General features: G+C 60.8%; 18 protein-coding genes. 13 read left to right on the top strand and 5 right to left on the bottom strand.

Annotated features, from left to right (window positions below):
- Positions 1-425: 425 nt before the first annotated feature.
- Positions 426-980, top strand: a complete 555-nt coding sequence (gene nudE, locus WA302_RS23535) for an ADP compounds hydrolase NudE (protein ID WP_015379304.1) — start codon at positions 426-428, stop codon at positions 978-980.
- 51 nt (positions 981-1,031) lie between these two features.
- Here nudE and mrcA read toward each other — a convergent pair whose 3' ends face one another.
- Positions 1,032-3,590, bottom strand: a complete 2,559-nt coding sequence (gene mrcA, locus WA302_RS23530) for a peptidoglycan glycosyltransferase/peptidoglycan DD-transpeptidase MrcA (RefSeq protein ID WP_025304544.1) — start codon at positions 3,588-3,590, stop codon at positions 1,032-1,034.
- A 121-nt stretch (positions 3,591-3,711) separates the two neighbouring features.
- Between mrcA and pilM the strand changes: the two genes are divergently transcribed.
- The 12 genes from pilM to trpS all read left to right on the top strand — a co-directional run bounded on the left by pilM (position 3,712) and on the right by trpS (position 13,741).
- Positions 3,712-4,545 carry a type IV pilus biogenesis protein PilM gene (gene pilM, locus WA302_RS23525; RefSeq protein ID WP_311271589.1) on the top strand — a complete coding sequence of 278 codons (834 nt, stop codon included), beginning with the start codon at positions 3,712-3,714 and terminating at the stop codon, positions 4,543-4,545.
- Entirely contained in the window at positions 4,545-5,084 is a 540-nt protein-coding gene (locus WA302_RS23520; RefSeq protein ID WP_049208842.1) for a PilN domain-containing protein, read from the top strand. The genes pilM and WA302_RS23520 overlap by 1 nt, the downstream gene beginning before the upstream one ends.
- A complete protein-coding gene (locus tag WA302_RS23515; RefSeq protein ID WP_149570048.1) occupies positions 5,077-5,571 on the top strand; it encodes a hypothetical protein in 495 nt (164 codons plus the stop codon). Before WA302_RS23520 ends, WA302_RS23515 begins: the two co-directional genes overlap by 8 nt.
- Positions 5,564-5,926 carry a HofP DNA utilization family protein gene (locus WA302_RS23510; RefSeq protein ID WP_197770986.1) on the top strand — a complete coding sequence of 121 codons (363 nt, stop codon included), beginning with the start codon at positions 5,564-5,566 and terminating at the stop codon, positions 5,924-5,926. Before WA302_RS23515 ends, WA302_RS23510 begins: the two co-directional genes overlap by 8 nt.
- The gene (hofQ, locus tag WA302_RS23505; protein ID WP_336064762.1) at positions 5,923-7,167 is read left to right on the top strand and encodes a DNA uptake porin HofQ; all 1,245 of its coding nucleotides are present in this window, start codon (positions 5,923-5,925) and stop codon (positions 7,165-7,167) included. Before WA302_RS23510 ends, hofQ begins: the two co-directional genes overlap by 4 nt.
- 349 nt (positions 7,168-7,516) lie before the next feature.
- Positions 7,517-8,038, top strand: a complete 522-nt coding sequence (aroK, locus tag WA302_RS23500; protein WP_004391482.1) for a shikimate kinase AroK — start codon at positions 7,517-7,519, stop codon at positions 8,036-8,038.
- A 106-nt stretch (positions 8,039-8,144) separates the two neighbouring features.
- Positions 8,145-9,245: a 3-dehydroquinate synthase gene (gene aroB / locus WA302_RS23495; RefSeq protein WP_043138898.1), complete on the top strand. Its 1,101-nt coding sequence runs from the start codon at positions 8,145-8,147 to the stop codon at positions 9,243-9,245.
- 156 nt (positions 9,246-9,401) lie between these two features.
- Complete coding sequence (locus WA302_RS23490; RefSeq protein ID WP_049206049.1) at positions 9,402-10,415, top strand: SPOR domain-containing protein; 1,014 nt, start codon at positions 9,402-9,404, stop codon at positions 10,413-10,415.
- 84 nt (positions 10,416-10,499) lie between these two features.
- Positions 10,500-11,312 carry an adenine-specific DNA-methyltransferase gene (dam, locus tag WA302_RS23485; RefSeq protein ID WP_025304536.1) on the top strand — a complete coding sequence of 271 codons (813 nt, stop codon included), beginning with the start codon at positions 10,500-10,502 and terminating at the stop codon, positions 11,310-11,312.
- 50 nt (positions 11,313-11,362) lie between these two features.
- On the top strand, positions 11,363-12,040 hold the full coding sequence (rpe, locus tag WA302_RS23480; RefSeq protein ID WP_004930320.1) for a ribulose-phosphate 3-epimerase: 678 nt from the start codon (positions 11,363-11,365) through the stop codon (positions 12,038-12,040).
- On the top strand, positions 12,033-12,731 hold the full coding sequence (locus WA302_RS23475) for a phosphoglycolate phosphatase (protein WP_261456857.1): 699 nt from the start codon (positions 12,033-12,035) through the stop codon (positions 12,729-12,731). The genes rpe and WA302_RS23475 overlap by 8 nt, the downstream gene beginning before the upstream one ends.
- Before the next feature lie 2 nt (positions 12,732-12,733).
- The gene (trpS, locus tag WA302_RS23470) at positions 12,734-13,741 is read left to right on the top strand and encodes a tryptophan--tRNA ligase (protein ID WP_261456858.1); all 1,008 of its coding nucleotides are present in this window, start codon (positions 12,734-12,736) and stop codon (positions 13,739-13,741) included.
- 51 nt (positions 13,742-13,792) lie between these two features.
- Here trpS and cysG read toward each other — a convergent pair whose 3' ends face one another.
- Genes cysG through nirB form a run of 4 tightly spaced genes read right to left on the bottom strand, consistent with a single transcriptional unit; the run spans position 13,793 to position 18,937 of the window.
- Positions 13,793-15,196: a siroheme synthase CysG gene (gene cysG, locus WA302_RS23465; RefSeq protein ID WP_197819652.1), complete on the bottom strand. Its 1,404-nt coding sequence runs from the start codon at positions 15,194-15,196 to the stop codon at positions 13,793-13,795.
- 51 nt (positions 15,197-15,247) lie between these two features.
- Positions 15,248-16,048, bottom strand: a complete 801-nt coding sequence (gene nirC / locus WA302_RS23460; RefSeq protein ID WP_049206055.1) for a nitrite transporter NirC — start codon at positions 16,046-16,048, stop codon at positions 15,248-15,250.
- 16 nt (positions 16,049-16,064) lie between these two features.
- Complete coding sequence (gene nirD, locus WA302_RS23455; RefSeq protein WP_019456155.1) at positions 16,065-16,391, bottom strand: nitrite reductase small subunit NirD; 327 nt, start codon at positions 16,389-16,391, stop codon at positions 16,065-16,067.
- A complete protein-coding gene (nirB, locus tag WA302_RS23450; RefSeq protein ID WP_127146883.1) occupies positions 16,388-18,937 on the bottom strand; it encodes a nitrite reductase large subunit NirB in 2,550 nt (849 codons plus the stop codon). Before nirB ends, nirD begins: the two co-directional genes overlap by 4 nt.
- Between the last annotated feature and the right edge of the window lie 251 nt (positions 18,938-19,188).

Genomic DNA, 19,188 nt, shown 5'->3' with positions numbered 1-19,188 from the left:
GTGAATTTCGCCAACCTGATGAAAAGCTGAATATTATACGGAGTAAACCGCCAGGAGGCACCCAGAACTAATGAGGGAACAAACAGATTCTCGCTCTGGATCTCATTCCTTCATGACGCAAGGCCATTTTATCACTGATTCTTGCCTGCGTGATACTAGCAACCGGCCTCTGCCGTCGATATCGGCATTATCCTATTTTCATGCGTGCTGTTTGCTGAATCAGTACGGAAAATCGCCCGCCGCTGGCTACGCTTGTTAAAAGAAAGTAAATTACTGTTCATGCTCGTTGCGGCGGAGCTTGCCCTTAACGCACAATGTGATCAGGATCGAGTTTGGTCAGCATTTGAGCGCCAACGAGCCGTGCGTTACGCCAATCATTATTTCGGTTGCCCCGTCCACGCCTGGGTAACCTCTTTGAGGCAATCATGGATAAACACCTGCAAAAACCTAAAATTCTGAAAGTGGAAACGGTCGCGCGTTCGCGTTTGTTCAACGTCGAGTCGGTCGATTTGGAATTCAGCAACGGGGTTCGGCGGGTGTATGAGCGCATGCGGCCTTCGGATCGCGAAGCGGTGATGATCGTGCCGGTGATTGGCGATGACCTGCTGCTGATCCGCGAATATGCGGTGGGCACTGAATCCTATGAGCTGGGTTTCCCGAAAGGGTTGATCGATCCCGGAGAGGGCGTGCTGGAAGCGGCCAACCGCGAGCTGATGGAAGAGGTGGGATACGGCGCGAAGCGCTTTGATTTTCTCAGTAAGCTGACGATGGCGCCATCCTACTTTTCCAGCAAAATGAATATCGTGCTGGCCCACGATCTCTACCCGCAGAGCCTGGAAGGGGATGAACCGGAGCCCTTGCCGCAGGTGCGCTGGCCGATCGCCAACATGATGGCGTTGCTGGCGGAACCGGATTTCCGTGAGGCGCGCAACGTCAGCGCGCTGTTTCTCTCCGAGGCGTTTTTGCGCGCGTCGCGCTGATACGCTTCGCGCCGAATAAAAAAAGGGCCAGATTTCTCTGGCCCTTTTCGATCAGAACAGCTCGTGGCTTTCACCGCCCGGATCGGTCAACGTGGTGCCGGTATCGCGCGATGGGTAGTCCGTCGGCTGCGTCCCTTCGATAAAGTACTCGGAACGGCTGCCGCCGCCACCGCCGGAGAGCTTGCCGCTGCTTTTGTCGATGGTGACGCTGATGATGCCTGGCGGCGGCGTGACTTTCTGCTCAGGAATGCCTTCCAGCGCGGTCTTCATGAAGTCGTCCCACGCCGGCTGGGCGCTCTTGGCTCCGCCTTCACCGCCGGAAATCTGATCCGGGATAGCGCCGGATACCGTCGAACGGCCCAGATCGCGGCGGTGATCGTCGAAACCGATCCACACCGACGTCACGGTATCCGGGCCATAGCCGGAGAACCAGGCGTCTTTGGAACTGTTGGTGGTACCGGTTTTGCCGCCGATATCATGACGTTTCAGATCGCGCCCGGCACGCCAGGCAGTGCCCATCCAACCCGGTTCGCCGAAGATGTTGCTGTTCAGCGCGTCGTGGATCAGGAAGGCCAGCGGCGTGCTGATCACGTGCGGCGCATACTGTTGGTCACCGTCCTGCTGCACCTGAGCCGGGGTAACCTGCTCCAGCTGTGGCATCGGCACCGTGCTGTTGCTGCCTTCCTGCGAGGTGGCGACGTTTTCGATGTTGTCGTCGGACAGCACCGCCGAACGGTGGGTGTCGCCGTAGATCACCGGCAGGTTGCAGCTGCTGCACACCACTTTCGGTTTAGCTTCGAACACCGTATTGCCGTTGTCGTCTTCAATCTTGGTGATGAAGTACGGGTCAACCAGGTAACCGCCGTTCGCCAGCACCGCGTAGCCGCGTACCAGCTGCATCGGGGTGAAGGAGGCGGAACCTAGCGCCAGCGATTCGGTATGCACGATGTTCTGTGCCGGGAAGCCGAAGCGCTGCAGATATTCCGCCGCGTAGTCGACGCCCATCGCACGCATTGCGCGCACCATCACCACGTTCTTCGATTGCCCCAGCCCCTGCCGCAGGCGAATCGGGCCGTCGTAGGTCGGCGGTGAGTTCTTCGGCCGCCAGTCGGTGCCGGCGCCGGCATCCCAGCGGGTGATCGGCAAATCGTTCAGGATGGTGGCCAGCGTCAGGCCTTTATCCATCGCGGCGGTGTACAGGAACGGTTTGATGTTTGACCCCACCTGACGCAGGGCCTGCGTCACGCGGTTGAACTTGCTCTGGTTGAAGTCGAAGCCGCCGACCAGCGCTTTCACCGCGCCGTCGTTCGGGTTGATCGAGACCAGCGCCGAGTTGACGTCCGGCACCTGCGACAGCCACCAGGCGTCGTTCACTTTACGCACCCATACCTGCTGACCTGTCTGCACCACGTCAGTGACGCGTTTCGGCGTTGGGCCTTGCTGAGTGTCTGAACGGTACGGCCGCGCCCAGCGCATGGTGGCCATCGGCAGGGCAATGCTGCTGCCATCGGCCAGCATCGCCGTCGCTTCCTGCGGGTTAGCAGCGGTGATGACCGCCGGCGCCAGTGGGCCGTAGCTCGGCAAGTTTTTCAGCGAGTCGACAATCTGTTTGCGATCCCAGGCCGCTTCGCCGACTTTCCACAACACGTTGGATGGGCCGCGGTAGCCGTGGCGCATGTCATAGGCCAGCACGTTGTTGCGTACCGACTCCTGCGCCGCCAGCTGCAGCCGTTTGGTGACGGTGGTGTAAACCTTGTAACCGTCGGTATAGGCGTTTTCACCGTAGCGCTTGATCATCTCCTGACGCACCATCTCGGAGAGATACGGCGCGGAGAAGCTGATTTCCGGCGCATGGTAGTTGGCGACCAGATCTTCGGCGCGCGCCTGATCGTACTGCGCCTGCGTGATGTAATGCTCGTCCAGCATGCGCGACAGCACCACGTTGCGGCGGGCAACGGCGCGATCGTGCGAATAGAGCGGGTTGAAGGTAGACGGGGCTTTCGGCAGGCCGGCGATGGTCGCCATCTCGCTCAGGGTGAGCTGGCTGACGTCTTTGCCGAAATAGACCTGTGCGGCGGCGCCCACGCCGTAGGCGCGGTAACCCAGATAGATCTTGTTCAGATACAGCTCAAGGATTTCATCCTTGGTGAGCATCTGCTCGATGCGTACCGCCAGGAAAGCTTCCTTGATTTTACGCATCAGGGTGCGTTCCGGGCTTAAGAAGAAGTTACGCGCCAGCTGTTGGGTAATGGTACTGGCCCCCTGCGAAGCGTGGCCGGAGACCAGCGCGATTGAGGCGGCGCGGAAGATGCCGACCGGATCGACGCCATGGTGATCATAGAAGCGGCTGTCTTCGGTGGCGATAAATGCGTGCACCATCACCGGCGGAATTTGATCCAGTTTCAGCGGAATGCGGCGCTTCTCACCGTATTGGGCGATCAGTTCGCCATCGGCGCTGTAAACCTGCATCGGTATCTGCAGCCGTACGTCTTTCAGCGTTGCGACGTCGGGCAGCTGCGGCTCGACATATTTGTACAAGCCGAAAATCGAGGCTGCTCCCAGCACGATGCAACATACTGCAAGGATTAGTAAATACTTTACGAACTTCACCTGAGATTTCCCATTTCTAAGTCATTTGGGCAGTTTATAAACAACCGCGCGGTAGTATAAAGGCAAGCCTGCGACATGGATATGTTCTTTTATCATCTGATGTTATGGAGGCTTGCGAAACATGTTCCCTCAAGCATGGCAGGTGGGGCTGGATATACAAATCGACTGCGTGCGCGCGGTGGCGGCCCAACGCCGCCGCAATGGCTGGCAGTTGCGCCACTGGTGGCAGCAGGCGCTGCCGCAGGCGGTTTTACGCGATGGCTGCCTGGAACCTTCCGAATTCCTGATCCGGGCGCTGCGGCAATGGCGCGTTCAACTGCCGCGACATATTTCCTTACGCATTGCTCTGCCGGCGCAGCGCGTGTTGCAGCTGCGCATGGCGCAGCCGGACGCGCGGCTGCGCGAGCCGGAACGCAGCGACTATATCGGTGGCCACGGTTTGAAGCAGTTTCCGCTCGATGGCCAGACGCTGGCGCTCGACTATCGCACCGCGCCGGCGGATGAGGCGGCGCTGTTGCTGACCGCCGCGCGGCGGCAGGAGCTGCAGCAGTGGCTGCATTGTTTGCGTCAGGCTGGCCTGCATCCGCAAGCGGTCGATATCACCCCTTGTGCGCTGCGGATGATGGCGACGGCGGCAGGCGTACCGCCCGCTGCGGGGCTGATGCACCGTCTCGAACGAGAATGGCTGTGGGTGGCGCCGGCTGACGGCGCGTTCGCCTTTGGTCTGGCGCCGGGCGACGATGACGCGCAGGCGCTGCGGGCGCTGCAAGCCCAGATGCCGGCGGGTGACGATCGGCCGGTCTATGCCGGCAGCGTGCTGGCAGGTGCCTTGCCCGCCGGTTGCCTTGCCTGGTCGCCGCTCAGCGCCTTCACGCAGTTGCGCCCACCGTTGCCTGCGCATCCTGCGGCGTTCGCATTGGCCGGTGGTCTGGCGCTGCGCGAGGAGGATCGCTGATGTATCAGGTCAACTTTCTGCCCTGGCGACAGCGCCGCGATCGGCGGCGCGGCTGTTTCTGGCTGGGTGCGCTGCTGTTGCAGGTAACGCTACTGCTGCTAGCGCTGTTTCTGGTTGCCGGCCAACTGCGTCACCAACAGGCGCAGCGGCAGGCGCGGCTAACGATGCTGGGTGAAGAGCTGGCGGCCTTGACGTTGCTCGCCCATCAGCAGCAGCAAGAGCGGGCGCAGCGAGCGCTGCACAGCGCCCGCGCCGAACGGCAGGCGCGCAACGGCCAACATAATCGGCGTTATTTGCAGTTGCTTCAGCAATTGTCCTTCAGCATTCCTCCACCGCTGTGGCTCACGGCGCTGGACAGCGATGCGACGAACGGTCTGCGGCTGCGTGGATTGAGCCGCTCTCCTGCGGCCATCACGCAGTTCGAACGGCGGCTGGCGGGGATGCCTGCGTTGCCACGGCTGCGTTTGGCTGAGGTAACGCAACGGGACGACGGTCTGTATTCCTTTCATCTGGCGGCGCAGTGGGGGCGTGATGGATAGCCGTTTGTCATCCGGGCTGCGCTTTTGGCTGAACTTGCCGGGCTGGCTATTGCTGGTGGCGCAAGGGCTGGGCAGCGTTACATTGGCTCTATTGGGCGGAGGTTGGCTGCTGCAAGACGAATGGCGTCAGCGGGAAAACGCGGCGGAGCGGCAACAGCGCCTGTTGCAACAGATTTCCATGGTACAGCACCAACTGGACGAGGCGCCGGAAGCCCCTATGCCGCCAACGCCGATCGGTCCGACCACCGCCGGCGATCTGGCGAACGTGCTGCAACAAGCGGGGGGCGCCTTGTTGCGCTGGCAGCGGCAGGAAAAACCGCTGCGGCAAACGCTGAGTTTGCGCATTGATTATGCCGGTTTGTTGGCGCTGTTGGAGGCGCTGCCCGCCGATTTGCGTCTCGAACAATTGAGCGTGGAAACGGCGCCGCAGGGCATGACGGCGCGGTTGGTGTTGCAGGATGCCGCCGAGGAGCAGGCCGATGAGTAAAAGACCGGGCCGTTGGTGGTGGCTGCTATGGCCGTGGGCCTTGTGTGCAGAACCGCGCGATCCGTTTGCGCCGCCTCCGCTGCCTGTTTGTGCCCATCAGGAGGCATCGCCGGCGGGTTGGCGACTGAAAGGCGTCATCGGGCAACCGCCGCTGCGCTATGGCTGGGTGGTGACGCCGGCAGGGCAGTGGTTGCGCCTGCGGCCGCAGCAGTGGGTGCTGGACGAGCGTTGGCAGGTGGCGCAGGTGCGGGCGCGCAGCCTGACGTTAACGGCGCTGGCGGCCGAACCGGATTGTCCGGCGAGCCAGGGCGACATCTCGCTCATGATGGGCAACAACAAGGATGGCAAACCATGAAAGGACTCGCTGGATTGGGCGTGGCGTTGTGGTGTCTGTCGCTCGGCATCGTCCAGGCGCAGGATAAACAGCAGGTTTCCCTGGAGTTCCAGGATGCGCCAGTGACGGTCATCCTGCAGGCGCTGGCGGATTATCGGCAGATGAACCTGATCGTCGCGCCCGGCGTAAGCGGCAACCTGACGCTGCGGCTGGAGAATGTACCCTGGCCTCAGGCGCTGGCGCTGACCCTGCGTATGGGCAAGCTGACGATGACGCGGGAGGGGAGTGTGATGCTGGTCGCCCCGGAGCCGGACGCGCAGGAAAAAAAACAGCAGCGAGAAGCGCTGGCGCAGCGGCAGCCTTTGCACAGCCTGACCCTGACGTTACAAAACGGCGATGCGGCGGAGATTGCCGAAAGCCTCAATGCTCAACGCGGCGCCTTGCTCAGCGAGCGTGGCAGCGTGCTGGCGGATAAGCGCACCAATACGCTGTTACTGCGCGACACGGCGCCAATCCTGGCGCAGTTGAAAAAAAGGGTGACGGAAATGGACGCGCCGCTGGCACAGGTGCAGTTGGCGGCGCATATCGTGACCATCAACAGCGAAAGCCTGCGTGAACTTGGCGTGCGTTGGGGATTGGCGGCCGACGAAAAACCGACGCGGCCGCTGCGGCCGGGCAATCTCGGCGTTAATCTGCCGTTGGAGCGCAGCGCGGTGAGCGCCGGTTTCCATTTGGCGCGCATCAGCGGGCGTTTGCTGAGCCTCGAGCTGACGGCGCTGGAGCAGGAGAATCAGGTGGAGATCATCGCCAGCCCGCGTTTGCTGACGACGCACCTGCAAACCGCCAGCATCAAACAGGGGACGGAGATCCCTTATGAAGTGTCGAGCGGCGCCAGCGGTGCGACCGCGATTGAGTTCAAAGAGGCGGTGCTGGGCATGGAGGTGACGCCGAAAGTGTTGCCGGACGGGCGCATCACGCTGACGTTGCACATCAGCCAAAATATGCCGGGGCGTGCCATCAGCCGCGGGGCGGGGGAGGCATTGACCATCGATAAACAGGAGATTAAGACGCAGATCACGGTGAAAAGCGGTGAAACCCTGGTGCTCGGCGGTATTTTTCAACGGCATAGCGGCAAGACGGCGGACAAGGTGCCTGGATTGGGAGATGCGCCACTGCTGGGGGGCTTGTTCCGGCAAAGTGGCGTACAACAGAAAAAACGCGAGCTGGTGATCTTCATTACGCCGACCTTGATTAAGGGATAAGCGGCTGCCTGTCGGCTGGGCGGCAAATCTCCTAAAGTTGATGAGCAGATACACTTTTTTATCCCCTTGGGGGGATCTGCGTTTGACGCTGCGGCCGATTTAGCTTACAAGGGTTACCGAATTGAGCACCGAGGTTTTTTGTTAGCGTCAAGACGCCGTTAAAAACATATGGTTTCCCTCCCGCGGCGTGGATTGCGATTTATTCGGTTGCCAAACTACCAAGAGTGTTGAGATAATTTTTCGTCTGATCTCGCACTATCGCTCATGAGGTTTCAGTTTAGGTCCCGCCGCTGATTTGATTGGCGGGGCGGGTTAACATTAACGAATTGTCTTAGTAATACCGAAAAACATGGCAGAGAAACGCAATATCTTTCTGGTTGGGCCTATGGGTGCCGGCAAAAGCACTATTGGCCGTCAGTTAGCTCAGCAACTCAATATGGAGTTCTTCGACTCCGATCAAGAAATTGAGCGACGTACCGGAGCTGACGTGGGCTGGGTATTCGACGTGGAAGGGGAAGAAGGTTTCCGCGATCGTGAAGAAAAAGTCATTAATGAACTGACGGAAAAACAAGGGATTGTGTTGGCGACCGGCGGCGGTTCGGTGAAGTCGCGCGAAACGCGCAACCGTCTGTCCGCGCGCGGCGTGGTGGTCTATCTGGAAACCACGATCGAGAAGCAGCTGGCTCGCACTCAGCGTGATAAAAAACGCCCGCTGCTGCAGGTTGATTCTCCGCCGCGTGAAGTGCTGGAAGCCTTGGCGAAAGAACGTAATCCGTTGTATGAAGAGATTGCCGATGTCACCATCCGCACCGACGATCAGAGCGCTAAAGTGGTTGCTAACCAGATCATCAACATGCTGGAAAGCAACTGATTGCCAATTTTCGCGTTCGCCGTCGGCCAATGCGAAAAACTGATTTGTGTTCCCCGCTGTTGCGGGGATCAACCACCGCCGCACCATACAGAGAACTGAGCGCGACATGGAGAGAATTACTGTAACGCTTGGGGAGCGCAGCTACCCGATTACCATTGCCGCCGGATTGTTTAACGATCCGGCTTCTTTTATGCCGTTAAAGGCGGGTGAGCAAGCGATGTTGGTCACCAACCAGACCCTGGCGCCGCTCTATCTCGAGCGTGTCCGGCAGGTGCTGGAGCAGAGCGGCGTCGTGGTGGATCAGGTGATTCTTCCCGATGGTGAGCAGTACAAATCTCTGGCGGTGTTGGAGCAGGTGTTTTCGGCGCTGCTCGAAAAACCGCACGGTCGCGATACCACGCTGATCGCCCTCGGTGGCGGCGTTGTCGGCGATCTGACCGGTTTTGCCGCCGCGTGTTACCAACGCGGCGTGCGCTTCATTCAGGTTCCCACCACGCTGTTGTCGCAGGTGGACTCCTCCGTAGGCGGCAAGACCGCCGTCAACCACCCGCTCGGCAAAAACATGATCGGCGCTTTCTATCAACCCGCTTCGGTGGTGGTTGATCTGGATTGCCTGAAAACGTTGCCGATGCGTGAACTCTCTTCCGGCCTGGCCGAAGTCATCAAATACGGGATCATCCTCGATCGCGAGTTCTTCGTCTGGTTGGAAAATAACATCGATGCGCTGATGGCGTTGGATATGCAGGCGTTGGCCTACTGTATCCGCCGCTGCTGCGAACTGAAGGCCGAGGTGGTGGCCGCCGACGAACGCGAAAGCGGTCTGCGCGCCCTGCTGAATCTGGGCCATACTTACGGTCATGCTATCGAAGCCGAGATGGGCTACGGCGTGTGGCTGCACGGTGAAGCGGTGGCTGCAGGCATGGTGATGGCGGCGGAAACCGCGCACCGTCTCGGCCAGTTCTCTGTTGAAGACATCGAACGTATCAAAGCGCTGCTGCTGCGCGCCGGCTTGCCGGTCTGCGGGCCGCAGGAAATGACGCCGGAATCCTATCTGCCGCACATGTTGCGTGACAAGAAAGTGCTGGCGGGTGAACTGCGTCTGGTGCTGCCGACCATGATCGGTGCGGCGGAAGTGCGCGGCGGCGTAGGGCATGAGCTGGTGCTGGCGTCGATCGCCGCCTGCTTGCCTGAGCAGCAGCGTAATTAAATCGGACTAAGTAACAGTGGCTTAGCCGCCATTTGCATCTATATTAATACAGTGAGCAGAGCACGACGGGTGTCGCTTTGCCATCATCGGGTTAATCTGCCCGTGCCACGGTAGGTCTACGGTGGTGGGCTTTTGCCTCTAGTTGGAGGGTTTCAGATGGACGAGTTTAAACCGGAAGACGATCTCAGACCTGATAGCAGCGATCGTCGTCCTACGCGTTCGCGCAAGCCGGCCGCCGCGCCGCGCTTCGCCGTTTCGCGCCAGCATTTGATGATTGGCATCGGCATTTTGGTGCTGTTGCTGCTGATTATCGGCATCGGTTCCGCCCTGAAGGCGCCAACCAAACATGAAGCGGCTCAGGAGAGCGGCGCGCAAAACGGCGCGGCCCGCGATATCAACCTGTCCGGTTCTTCGTCGCTGACCACCGCCAATAACGGCGTGCCGGGCGGCACGACGGATACCCACGATAACAACGGCGTGAGCGCGACTCAGCCGCAGCAACCGCAGAACGTCAGCGTTCCGCCGATCTCCGGCACACCGACCGAAGCGCAAACGCAGCCTCAGCAGGGCGGCGCGCAGCAGCGCGTCGATTTGCCGGGCAACATGGCGGATGCGCTGTCGCAGCAGCAGGGGCAGGTGGATGCCGCGACTCAAGGCATGACCGGCGCAGCGTCGACGCTGCCGACCGCACCGGCGACGGTGATGAGCGGCGCCGCGGCGCGCGAAGCGACGCGTCCTGTGCAGGGCACCGCACCGCAACAGCATAAAACGCCGGCGAAAACCGCCGCCACCAAACCGACCGCGACGCAGCATAAATCACCGACCACGGTGTATACGCCGCCGGCCAAGCCGTCTTCCACCGCGAAAGCGGGAGCGGTCGCCAGCAGCGGCAGTTCACTGCAGTCTGCGCCGGGCAGCCACTATACCTTGCAGCTGAGCAGCGCTTCGCGTTCCGACACGCTGAACGCCTACGCCAAACAGCAGAAGCTGCAGAACTACCTGGTGTACGCCACCAAGCGTGACGGCAAACCGTGGTACGTGCTGGTGAGCGGCAACTATGCGTCTTCTGCGGAAGCGAAGCGCGCCATTGCTTCGTTGCCGGCGGATGTGCAGGCGAAAAAACCGTGGGTCCGACCTGTACACCAAGTGCAGCAAGATCTTAAAAAATAAATCATTTAAATTTGTGCGCTGATGTGCTGTCTGAAACAGAGTACAATCCGCCGCTCTGAATTGTATAAGTAGCTAATTGACGGCATGAAGAAAAACCGCGCTTTTTTAAAATGGGCTGGTGGAAAATACCCGCTGGTAGATGAGATTCGTCGCCATCTGCCGGCGGGAGACTGCTTAATCGAGCCCTTCGTGGGTGCGGGATCCGTCTTTCTGAATACGGATTACGACGCCTACATTCTCGCCGACATCAATAGCGATCTTATCAACCTGTATAACATCGTTAAGCTGCGCACGGATGACTTCGTGCGCGATGCCCGCACGCTTTTCGCCGATGAATTCAATAACTCGGATCAGTTTTACCTGCTGCGAGAAGAGTTCAATACTAGCACCGAGCCTTACCGCCGGGCGCTGCTGTTCCTGTACCTGAACCGTCACTGCTATAACGGCCTGTGTCGCTATAACCTGCGCGGCGAGTTCAACGTGCCGTTTGGCCGGTACAAGAAACCGTACTTCCCGGAAGAAGAGCTCTACTGGTTTGCCGAAAAATCGCGCAATGCCACTTTTGTCTGCGAGCATTACCGCGATACCATGGCGAAGGCCGTGGCCGGTGCCGTGGTGTATTGCGATCCGCCTTATGCGCCGCTGTCGGCGACGGCGAATTTCACCGCTTACCACACCAACAGCTTCAGCATCGCCGATCAGCAGAGCCTGGCGCAACTGGCGCACCAGCTCTCGGTAGAGAGCCAGGTACCGGTATTGATCTCCAATCACGATACCGAGCTGACGCGCGACTGGTACCAGAATGCTGCGCTGTATGTGGTGAAAGCGCGCCGCACAATCAGCCGCAACATTCTCGGCCGCAGCAAAGTGAACGAGCTTTTGGCGCTGTATCGCTAAGCCGGGGCACCCCGGCGCATAACAACTCGACCCTACGTTTGGAGAAGCGGATGAAAAAGTTTTTGATTGCCCCGTCCATTCTGTCGGCAGATTTTGCCCGGTTAGGTGAAGATACCGCTAACGTGCTGGCTGCAGGCGGCGACGTGGTGCACTTCGACGTGATGGATAACCACTACGTGCCCAATCTGACCATCGGTCCGATGGTGTGCGAAGCGCTGCGCAACTACGGCATTACTGCGCCGATTGACGTGCACCTGATGGTCAAGCCGGTGGACCGCATCGTGCCTGATTTCGCCAAGGCAGGCGCGTCTTATATCTCTTTCCACCCTGAAGCTTCCGAGCATGTCGATCGCACCATTCAGCTAATTAAAGAGCACGGCTGTAAAGCCGGCCTGGTGTTCAACCCGGCGACGCCGCTGAGCTACCTCGATTACGTGATGGATAAAATCGACGTGATCCTGCTGATGTCGGTCAACCCGGGCTTCGGCGGCCAATCGTTCATCCACGGTACTCTGGACAAGCTGCGCCAGGTGCGCAAATTGATCGACGACAGTGGTCGCGATATCCGCCTGGAAGTCGACGGCGGTGTGAAGGTGGATAACATCGCTGAAATCGCCGCCGCGGGCGCCGATATGTTCGTCGCCGGTTCCGCCATCTTTGGCCAGCCGGACTACCGCAAGGTGATCGACGAGATGCGCAGCGAGCTGGCGAAGGTTACCCATGGCTGATTTCGGCGCGATCCGCGCATTGGCCTTCGATCTGGACGGCACGCTGGTCGACAGCGCGCCGGGTCTGGCGGAGGCCATCGATATGGCGCTGGAAGAGACGGGCCTGCCGCAAGCGGGTGAGGAACGGGTCGGCACCTGGATCGGCAACGGCGCCGACGTGCTGGTGCAACGCGCGCTGCGCTGGGCGGAAGCGGAAGGCACGCCGGCGCAGTGCAGCCGGCTGCGTGAGCGTTTCGACCATTTCTACGCGCAGACCGTTGACAGCGGCAGCCGCCTGTTCCCGCAGGTGCAAGAGACGCTGGTCCGCCTGGCCGCACACGGTTACCCGATGGCGCTGGTGACTAACAAGCCGACGCCGTTCGTGGCGCCGCTGCTGGCATCGTTGGGCATTGGCGATTATTTCTCGCTGGTGATCGGCGGCGACGACGTGACGGAAAAGAAACCGCACCCGGCACCGCTGTACCTGGTGCTCGGCAAGCTTGGGCTGCGCGCGCATGAACTGCTGTTCGTTGGCGACTCGCGCAACGATATTCAAGCCGCACAGGGCGCCGGTTGCCCGAGCGTCGGCTTTACTTACGGTTATAACTACGGTGAATCGATCGCCCTGAGCCACCCCGATCGGGTGTTGGAGCGCTTCGCCGATTTGTTGCCCGCTCTTGGGCTGTCATCTTTAGAGAATCAGGAAATTTAAACATGAGTAAGCCCATCGTATTTAGCGGCGCGCAGCCGTCCGGCGAACTGACCATCGGCAACTACATGGGTGCGCTGCGTCAGTGGGTGCAGATGCAGGACGACTACGACTGCATCTACTGCATCGTCGATCTGCATGCCATCACCGTTCGCCAGGACGCCGAGAAGCTGCGCAAGGCCACGCTGGATACGCTGGCGCTGTACCTGGCCTGCGGTATCGATCCGGAAAAAAGCACCATCTTCGTGCAGTCGCATGTGCCTGAGCACACGCAGCTGAGCTGGGTGCTGAACTGCTACACCTATTTCGGCGAACTGAGCCGCATGACGCAGTTCAAGGACAAATCCGCGCGCTACGCCGAGAACATCAACGCTGGGTTGTTCAGCTATCCGGTGCTGATGGCGGCGGATATTCTGCTGTATCAAACCAACCAGGTGCCGGTGGGCGAAGACCAGAAACAACACCTGGAGCTGAGCCGCGACGTGGGCCAGCGTTTCAACGCGCTGTACGGCGACGTGTTCAAAGTGCCGGAGCCGTTTATTCCCAAATCCGGCGCGCGCGTGATGTCGCTGCAGGAACCGACCAAGAAGATGTCCAAGTCGGACGACAACCGCAACAACGTGATCGGCCTGCTGGAAGATCCGAAAGCGGTGACCAAGAAGATCAAACGCGCAATGACCGACTCGGAAGAGCCGCCTGTCGTGCGTTACGACGTGGTTAACAAAGCGGGCGTCTCCAACCTGCTGGATATCCTCGCCGGTGTGACCGGCAAGAGCATTGCGCAGTTGGAAGCCGAGTTCGAAGGCCAGATGTACGGCCACCTGAAAGGCGCGGTGGCGGAAGCCGTCTCCGGCATGCTGGGTGAGCTGCAGGAGCGCTATCACCGCTTCCGTAACGACGAAGCCTATCTGCAGCAGGTGATGCGCGCCGGCGCCGCCAAGGCCCGTGCACGCGCGCAGGAAACCCTGGCGAAGGTCTATCAGGCTGTCGGTTTCGTACCGCCGCAGGCATAACGCCGGCGCAAATAGAAAAAGCGGCCACAGGCCGCTTTTTTTACGTCGGTCTTACGCCATTTGCGCCAGGTTGGCAGGCGATTCTTCGCTGGCGAACCAATTGAGCTTGCTGCGCAGGCTGACCACGCTGCCGACGATGATCAGGCTGGGGCTGGTGGCCTGAAGGGACAAGGCGCCCAGTTGGCGGAGCTCCCCTTCGATCACCCGTTGGCGGCAAGAGGTGCCGTTTTCCACCAGTGCCACCGGCGTGGCGGCTGGCAACCCGTTAGCGATCAGCTGGCGCTGGATTTCAGCCGCTTGCGATAGCCCCATATAGAACACCAGCGTCTGTTGCCCGGCGGCCAGCGTCGCCCAATCCAATCCACCGTCGGCCTTGGCGTGGCCGGTCACCAGGCGCACGCTCTGCGCATGGTCGCGGTGGGTGAGCGGGATACCGCTGTAGGCGGAACAGCCGGAGGCGGCGGTGATACCCGGCACCACCGAGAACGGCACGTTGGCGTCTGCCAGCGTTTCCAGCTCTTCGCCGCCGCGGCCGAAGATAAAGGGATCGCCCCCCTTCAGGCGCACCACGCGTTTGCCTTGCTGCGCCTGCTGCAGCAGGATTTGATTGATCTGCTCCTGCGGCACGCAGTGGTGGCCGGCGCATTTGCCGACGAAGATACGCTCGGCGTCGCGGCGCACCAGCGTCATGATCTCTTCGGAGACCAGCCGGTCGTAAACCACCACGTCGGCCTGCTGGATTTGTTGCAGCCCTTTCAGCGTAAGCAGGCCGGCATCGCCCGGCCCGGCGCCCACCAGCACCACTTCACCGCGATCTGCCGGCTGTTCGCTGAACAGCTGCTCGAGCTGGCGTTCAGCCAGCGCGGCGTCGTCGTTGGCCAGCGACTGCGCCAGCCGATCGTGAGCGAACAACCGTTCCCAGAAGCGCCGACGCGCGCCGAGGCTGCTGAAGCGTTGTTTTACCCGCTGGCGCAGCGAGCCGCCCAGTTGGGCCAGCTTGCCGAGGTGCTGTGGCAGCATCGCTTCCAGCTTCTCGCGCAGCAGCCGCGCCAACACCGGTGCTTTGCCGCCGGAGGACACCGCGACCATGATCGGCGAACGGTCGATAATCGACGGCATGATAAAGCTGGCGCGTTTCGGATCGTCCACCACGTTGCAGAACACCCGCTGCTGGTTGGCGCACTGATACACCCGTGCGTTGACCTCTAGCCGGTCGGTAGCGGCGATCACCAGCCATTTTTCCACCAGCAGGGCCGGGCTGAATTCGCCTTCGGCCAGCGTCAACCGGCCTTCTGCCGCCCACAGGCGGAACTGCGGGGTGAAGTCTACGGCGTTGACGGTCAGCGCCGCACCGGCGTCCAGCAGCAGGCGCGCCTTGCGTTCGGCGATCTCGCCGCCGCCGACCAGCAGGCAGGCTTTGTGTTGCAGTTGGCAGAAAATCGGCAGGTAGTCCATCGGCACTCCTCGGGGGTAATCAGTGTGGGGGCGAAATGCGCCCCCGAAAACTTAGGCGGTCTGACGTACGGCGGCTTTCGCCGCCTGCGGGCGTTCGGCGCGCGGCGTGGCGTACCAATACCCCAGACCCATTAGCACCGAGCCGGACAGGATGTTGCCCAGCGTCACCCACAGCAGGTTGTGGCCGATGCCGGTGAGGGTGTAGGCCTCGCTGTGGTTGCCGAACCAGGAGAGGGCAAACAGCGTCATGTTGGCGACGGAGTGTTCGTAACCCGAGGCGATAAAGGCCAGCAGACACCACCAAATGGCGATGAACTTGGCGGCGCCTTCTACGCGGATCGCCATCCAGATCGCCAGGCAAACCAGCCAGTTGCACAGCACGCCCTTGAAGAACAGCACCTCGGCCGGCGCGGTGGTTTTTGCCAATGCGGCGCTGTGCACCAGACTGGTATCCACTGGCAGCAGGCTACCGCCGCCGTAGTAATACATCAGCGCCACCAGCACCGAGCCGAGCAGGTTGCCGAACCAGGTTTGCGGCAGCACTGCCCACATCTGGCTTTGGCGGATGGTGCCGGCCTTGACGCCGAGCGTCAGGAACATCGTATGGCCGGTGAACAGTTCGGAACCGGCGATGATCACCAGCGTCAGCGCGATGCCGAAGGTGGCGCCCATCACCAGCGGCCGCACGCTTGGGTCGGCCAGGTTGCCGAGGGTGAAGATCAGGATGATGCCGAGGCCGACGTAGGCGCCCGCCATCGCCGAGCTGATCCAGAAGCCGAGCGGGCTCTCCTTCGCCAGGCGGACGATGCGCGCCGCGTTGGCGGCGCATTTGTTTATCGTGTCGGTAAACATGTTGCCTCCCGAAAGGTTATGCCGCGACTTGCACGATGCCGTCGACCACCCGGCTGGCGAAGCTGGCGACGGAACGGCTGTCATCTTCCAGACAGTGACCGTCGTACAGGCGGAAATGCTGTTTCTTCAGCGGGCTGGCGACCCACAGTTCACCCTGATGCTCGGCGATCAGCCCGCGTGACAGCACGCTGGCCTGGGCGAACGGGTCGATATTGCTGATGGCGAACACCTGTTCGTCGGCATAGGGGCGGAACACCGCCACCTGCCGATCGCCGATCAGGGCACATACGCCGGTGCCGGGCAGAATGTCGGCGACGGGACAAACGGTAATCCACTGGCTCATGCGTGGCTCTCCTCGGTATCGATCAGGGTGACGGGAATGCGCTCGTCAGGGCGCGCCGGGCGGTGCTGGTCGCGTTCGGTCACCACCTGCACGTTCGGATCGCGCAGCGGGCTGTTGATGAAGTGGGCGAAGCGCAGCTGCGTTTCCGGATGCTCGACGGTCTCTTTCCACTCGCAGACCACCGCGTCGCGCAGGCGGGCGATCTCCGCTTCCAGTTGGTCGTTGATGCCGAGCTTGTCGTCGACGATCACCTTGCGTAGGTAATCGATGCCACCTTCCAGGCTCTCCAGCCATACCGAGGTACGCTGCAGCTTATCGGCGGTGCGGATATAGAACATCATGAAGCGGTCGAGGTAGCGCACTAGGGTCTCGCGATCGAGATCGGCGGCCAGCAGATCGGCGTGGCGCGGTTTCATGCCGCCGTTGCCGCAAACATACAGGTTCCAGCCGTTCTCGGTGGCAATGATGCCGACGTCCTTACCCTGCGCCTCGGCGCATTCGCGGGTACAGCCCGAGACGCCGAACTTCATTTTGTGCGGGGTGCGGATACCTTTGTAGCGATGTTCCAGCGTGACGCCGAAGCCGACGCTGTCGCCGACGCCATAGCGGCACCAGGTGCTGCCGACGCAGGTTTTCGCCATGCGCAGCGCCTTGGCATACGCGTGGCCGGTTTCAAAGCCGGCGGCGAGCAGCTTGCTCCAGATGGCCGGCAGATCGTCTTTCTGCGCCCCGAACATGCCGATACGCTGCGAGCCGGTCATTTTGGTGTAGAGGTTGTACTCCTTGGCGATCTGGCCGATGGCTAGCAGGCCGTCCGGGGTGATTTCGCCGCCGGCGGAGCGCGGGATCACCGAGTAGGTGCCGTCTTTTTGGATATTGCCGAGGAAGTTGTCGTTGGTATCCTGCAGCGGCGTATGCTGCGGCTTGAGGATGTACTCGTTCCAGCATGAGGCCAGCAGCGAGCCGACGGTCGGTTTACACACTTCGCAGCCGTAGCCTTTGCCGTATTTGGCCAGCAATGCCTCGAACGACTTGATGCCTTCGACGCGGATCAGGTGGAACAGCTCCTGGCGTGAATAGGCGAAGTGTTCGCACAGGTGGTGGTTGACCTCGATGCCTTGCTTGCTCAGCTCGGCGTTCAGTACCTGGGTGAGCAGCGGGATGCAGCCGCCGCAGCCGGTGCCGGCCTTGGTTTCGGCCTTCAGCGCCGCCACGGTGTGGCAGCCTTTGTTGACCGCCTGGATGATGTCACCTTTGCTGACGTCGAAGCAGGAGCAGATCTGCGCGCTTTCCGGCAGCGAATCCACGCCGATGGCCGGTTTGCTGCCCGCATGGGCCGGCAGGATCAGGCCGTCCGGGTTCTCCGGCAGCTCGATGCCGTTCAACGCCAGCTGCAGCAGGTTGCCGTAGTCGCTGGTGTCGCCCACCAGCACTGCGCCGAGCAGGGTTTTATTGTCGGCGCTGACCACGATGCGTTTGTAGACTTCTTTGCTTTCATCCAGATAAACGTAGCTGCGGGCGCCTTCGGTGCGGCCGTGTGCATCGCCGATGCCGCCGACGTCCACGCCCAGCAGCTTCAGCTTGGCGCTCATGTCGGCGCCCTGGAAGCCATTTTCGCGGCCCAGCAGGCGATCGACGGCCACCTGCGCCATTTTGTACCCCGGGGCCACCAGACCGAAGGTGCGATCGCGCCAGGCGGCGCACTCACCGATGGCGTACACGTCCGGATCCGACGTCTGGCAGCTGTCGTTGATGGCGATGCCGCCGCGGCGGCCGATCTCCAGCCCGCACTGGCGCGCCAGCTTGTCCTGGGCGCGGATGCCGGTGGAGAACACGATGAAATCCACTTCCAGCAGGCTGCCGTCGGCGAAATGCATGGTTTTGCGCGCCGTGCCGCCGCCGTTGACGATCTCCTGGGTATTTTTGCCGGTGTGTACCTTGACGCCCATGCGCTCGATCTTACGGCGCAGCTGGTCACCGCCCATCGGGTCGAGCTGTTCGGCCATCAGCATCGGAGCGAACTCGATCACGTGCGTTTCCACCCCCAGGCTTTTCAGCGCGCCGGCGGCTTCCAGCCCCAACAGCCCGCCGCCGACCACCGCGCCGCGTTTGCTGCGGCGCGCGCAGGCTTCGATGGCATTCAGGTCTTCGATGGTGCGGTAAACGAAGCAGTCCTGGCTATCCGAGCCTTTAATCGGCGGGATCCACGGATAGGAACCGGTGGCCATGATTAGCTTGTCGTAATAGACGGTGCGGCCGGTGTTGGAGTGGATCACCTTCTCGTCACGATTGATGGTGATAGCGCGTTCGCCGACCAGTACCTTTACGCCGTGTTTTTCGTAAAAGCCTTCGCGCACCAGCGACAGCTCTTCGGCGGTGTGGTGAGAGAAGTAGGAAGAGAGGTGCACGCGATCGTAAGCGATACGCGGCTCTTCGCAAAATACGGTGATTTCGAACTGGTCTTTGTCTGCTTTATCCAACAGATCTTCGATGAACCGGTGGCCGACCATGCCATTGCCGACGACGGCAAGTTTGACTCTGCTCATTATTGCCTCAAAATTCTGGTTTCCTAGGGTTACCTTATCCCTCCCGATGAGCAATTTATTGATGCAAATCAATCACACTCTCATATACCTCCAATGTGGTATATAAATGATTTTTCACGTTTTTTGATAAGTTGCGGATTTTATTCATCTTTAGCTGAAGCGAGTCAGTTTGCAGGTAAATTACCCCGCAGGGAGTAAACGCAAGGGGTAGGCATGGCACGGCGACTTTGTCAGCGCGATCCGCTGCCAGT

The organism is Serratia sp. 201 (genome assembly GCF_037027545.1).
Lineage (GTDB): Bacteria > Pseudomonadota > Gammaproteobacteria > Enterobacterales > Enterobacteriaceae > Serratia > Serratia bockelmannii.
The sequence above is the reverse complement of the archived record's forward strand: the minus strand, read 5'-3'. Positions and strand labels throughout refer to the sequence as shown.